At 45.3% G+C, this 3,953-nt stretch carries 3 protein-coding genes; 1 reads left to right on the top strand and 2 read right to left on the bottom strand.

Annotated elements, in window-relative coordinates:
• Positions 1–86: 86 nt before the first annotated feature.
• Together QUA40_RS27995 and QUA40_RS27990 are read right to left on the bottom strand one after the other, a co-directional pair.
• Positions 87–761 (bottom strand): hypothetical protein, encoded by a 675-nt coding sequence (locus tag QUA40_RS27995; protein WP_333131873.1) that lies wholly within the window; start codon positions 759–761, stop codon positions 87–89.
• Positions 758–1,354: a RusA family crossover junction endodeoxyribonuclease gene (locus QUA40_RS27990; protein ID WP_333131871.1), complete on the bottom strand. Its 597-nt coding sequence runs from the start codon at positions 1,352–1,354 to the stop codon at positions 758–760. Before QUA40_RS27990 ends, QUA40_RS27995 begins: the two co-directional genes overlap by 4 nt.
• On the opposite strand from QUA40_RS27990, the gene QUA40_RS27985 reads away from it, so the two are divergent.
• Positions 1,321–3,882, top strand: a complete 2,562-nt coding sequence (locus tag QUA40_RS27985) for a DNA methyltransferase (RefSeq protein WP_333131869.1) — start codon at positions 1,321–1,323, stop codon at positions 3,880–3,882. The two genes, QUA40_RS27990 and QUA40_RS27985, sit on opposite strands and share 34 nt — an antisense overlap.
• Positions 3,883–3,953: the final 71 nt, after the last annotated feature.

Genomic DNA, 3,953 nt, shown 5'->3' with positions numbered 1-3,953 from the left:
AGATTTAACCACTCAAAAACATTAAACATTTTAGCACTTGATTAGATAAACTTATCACCACAAGTTCTGAAGAGCCCCTTTTTGCTTTAGACAACCGCCGTATTATCTTTCAATATTTTCTCTGTTACCTCAATCAGTTCGCACACAGAATTTTGCGTAAGTTGTGTAGTTTTAAACCCATGAGCAATAGCGTTCCGCAAAGAAAGCGCATTCATTAATAACTGATATTCGGATTTAGAAATCACGCCCTCAACCGTCAGTTGTTTCACTAAATACAGCGGTTCTAATCTTTGCAAACTTAGCTCTTCTTTATGGGCAACAATCCTCAAAGTTGCCTCAACTAAAGACCAAGAATATAGCATTGCTGACTCTAGATGTTGTGTTACAAGTTGCTTGGCGACTTGCAAACCCAACTCTATTTCATGCTCTTGAAAAGAATCCTCAGCTTGGGAAATATCGACTGCATCCTCCGAGTTAGTCATCACTAACTCAAACCTCCAGCCGGGATTTTCTGCTACTGCTTGGGCTAAATTACGTATATATGTAGTAGAGGGTGAGTTGAGTGAAGTACGTGACTTGACTGCAATAACCACGGACTCTTCCCCTCGGCGCACTATCAGATCCGGGCGATAGCTTTTAAGGAAGTCCGGTAAATCTTCAGAGTTTGGATGAAATGAAATTTCATAACCTTTCTCACGATACTCCTCTGCTAGTTTCAGCAGTCGCTCTCTTTCTGTGTTTGCAGTTGGGGTTGCCATCATGTCAGTACCTCTTGGTCAGGAGCATCAATTACGACAATGTGCAAGAATTCATTGCCACGGGCAAATCCTTCCGCTAGAGTCGAGGTCATATTTTCTACTTTAAAGTTAGCTGATAAATTCCTCTTGCGGGCTAGGACATCAGTTACTTGATCGTCATCGACATAGGCTAGCCCGATAATTGCATCTTGAATTGGCTTTACTATGTTGTCCACATCGATTTTAACAGAATCGTAGAAATAAGTTATCTGGAGCATAACTAGGCCAGTAGCTGTTTTCTGCAGCGAAGACCAGTATTTTTCAGCCTCTTGCCTCACCGTCACTTTCCAAGCTTTAAGAAGAGATCGCCTACGAGCTTGTTGTGATACTGGTGGGCCCTCTACTATGAACTCAAATCTCGCCAAAGTGTTTCTAAATAGAAGGTTGGGGATTATTTTACCTCTTAACTGCCGCCCACTGAGTAATCGGTGCCAGGAGTTTCCAACCAAAATCGAGAGTTCGATCGCCAATCCAAACCAATCTAAATATAGAATAAGGAAAAAGCAAGCAGCAGGGTTGAAAAATGAATGAAGCCGATCGCACCAGAGTCGAAACATTCATCACACGCTGGGAAGGTTCGAGCGGCAATGAACGCGCAAACTACCAGCTATTTTTTGCCGAAATGTCCGATGCGCTGGGAGTCGATCGCCCTTTTGATAAAGGCAGAATTCCCAACGATCCCTACTGCTTTGACAAAGATGTTAAAATTTTTCACCCCAGCGGCAAGATAACTCCGGGGTTTATCGATTTTCACAAAGCAGAGCATTTTTTGATTGAGGCAAAACAGGGCGGAACAACGAGTACAAAGGGAACTGCAAAGCGGGGAACGAATACCTATTTGCGAGAGATGGAAAAAGCCTTTGTGCAAGCAGTTGCCTATACGCGCAGTCTCAGCAGCAAACCGCCGTTTTTATTAACTTGCGATATTGGCGACCATTTTGAATTGTGGATGGGCTTTAGCGGCGACTATGGCGGCTATGGGGCGCGGCGAGACATTGGATTGGCGGAACTCCGAAAAGCGGATGTTTTCGATTTATTTGTCGATATTTTCAGCAATCCGCAGCAGCGCAACCCGGAGAAGATTGCGGCGCGGGTGACGCGGGAAGTGGCGGCGGATTTGGCAGAGTTGGCGAAGGGAATGGAGGCGAATGTAGATCCGCAGCAAGTCGCCCAGTTTTTGATGCGCTGTATTTTTACTATGTTTGCTGAGGATGTGGGATTGCTGAAGGAACATCTGTTTACGAAGGCGCTGGAAACGCGATGGATTCTTAACCCGAAGACTTTTAAACCGGAGGTAGAGGCGCTGTGGGAGGCGATGAATGAGGGGACGAGTTTTGGCTTTCATGGCAAACTGTTGCGGTTTAATGGCGGATTGTTTGCGGATTCTGGGGCGTTTGCGTTGACAAAGGCGCAATTGGCGGTTTTGTTGCAGGCGGCGAAGCGCGATTGGTGTAATGTGGAACCGGCGATTTTTGGGACGTTGTTGGAGAGGGCGCTGGATACGCGGGAAAGAAGTAAGTTGGGGGCGCATTATACGCCGCGATCGTATGTGGAAAGGTTGGTAAAGCCTGTGGTGATGGAGCCTTTGGGCGATCGCTGGATTGCGGTACAAGCGGAGGTTAAACAGTTACTCAACGCGGGGGAATCGGAACCGACTGCAAATCAAAGGAAAAAGGCGATCGCAGTTTTAGAGGCATTTTTGACGGAGTTACAACAGGTGAAAATTCTCGATCCGGCGTGTGGATCTGGGAATTTTTTGTATGTGACGTTGGATTTGTTGAAGGGGTTGGAGTCGGAGGTGTTGCGGCGCTTGGAGGATGTCACAGGCGCGGCACAGTTGCGGTTGGATATCAATCAGGTGAATCCGAGTCAGTTTTTGGGAATTGAGATCAATCCTAGGGCGGCGGCGATCGCAGATTTGGTAATTTGGATTGGCTATTTGCAGTGGCATTTTCGGCGGTTTGGCGATATTCCGCCGATCGAACCTGTGTTGCGGGAGTACAAAAATATTGAATGTCGGGATGCGGTGTTGGCCTATGACGGGGTAGAACCTGATGTCGATGCGGCGGGGAAGGTGCGGACTCGCTGGGGCGGGCGGATGATCAAAAGTCCGGTGACTGGTGAGGATATTCCCGATCGGACAGATCAAGTAACAATTTATCGGTATTTGAATCCAAGGGCGGCCGTGTGGCCGGAGGCGGATTATATTGTGTCTAATCCGCCATTTATTGGCAATGCGAGGATGCGGGAGATGTTGGGGGATGGATATGCAGAAACGTTGAGGAAAGTTTATAAAGATGTGCCGGATACTGTTGATTTTGTCATGTATTGGTGGCACAAGGCAGCAGAACTAACTAGAGCAAGCAAAATTAAACGCTTTGGATTTATTACCACCAATAGTATTCGCCAAGTTCGACAACGAAAAGTTATTGATTTTCAGCAGAATCAGAAAAATTATGTTTCCTTGATTTTTGCTATTCCCGATCATCCCTGGACTGACGAGGGTGCGGCAGTCAGAATTGCAATGACGGTAGTGGAGATCCACGATCTCAGGAAAGCTGGTAAAATTCCTTGTTTAGGAACTGTTGTTGCTGAAGCTGATGATGAAGTAGAGACACCAGAAGATTTAGCAGAAAGTATCAAAATACAACTGCAAAATGTAGGATTTATTTTCAGTAACTTGACTGCCGGTGCAGCTATTGGCAATGCTCAAAAACTAACATCTAACTCTCAACTGTCTTGTCGTGGTATGGAAATGCGGGGCGCAGGCTTTCTTCTGACAAAGGAACAAGCTTTTAGCCTTGGCTATAATGAAGATCAAAGAACACCAGTCGTCATAAAAAGATACTTGAACGGTCGAGATGTGACTGATTTATCTAGAGGCTTATATACAGTTGACTTTTTTGGTTTATCGATTGAAGATGTGCAACTATACTATCCAACTATTTATCAGTGGATTTATGAAAGAGTTAAGCCAGAGCGAGATGTTAATAGACGCAAGGCTTCTCGTGAAAATTGGTGGATTTATGGAGAAGCAAGAGCAACTTTTAGACCTGCACTTAAATATATAAAACGCTATATATAGCGCTCGCAAATCATTCGTAAATTAATTAAGGGTTCGCTCGAGCAGCAGTTCCATTGAGTGTTGGTTCAAAA

It is taken from the genome of Microcoleus sp. Pol11C3, assembly GCF_036701485.1.
GTDB lineage: Bacteria > Cyanobacteriota > Cyanobacteriia > Cyanobacteriales > Microcoleaceae > Microcoleus.
The sequence above is the reverse complement of the archived record's forward strand: the minus strand, read 5'-3'. Positions and strand labels throughout refer to the sequence as shown.

Excerpts from the sequence above, each read along its gene's own strand:
- QUA40_RS27995 (WP_333131873.1), bottom strand. The coding sequence starts at position 761 with ATGATGGCAACCCCAACTGCAAACACAGAAAGAGAGCGACTGCTGAAA.
- QUA40_RS27985 (WP_333131869.1), top strand. The coding sequence starts at position 1,321 with ATGAATGAAGCCGATCGCACCAGAGTCGAAACATTCATCACACGCTGG.
- QUA40_RS27990 (WP_333131871.1), bottom strand. The coding sequence starts at position 1,354 with ATGTTTCGACTCTGGTGCGATCGGCTTCATTCATTTTTCAACCCTGCT.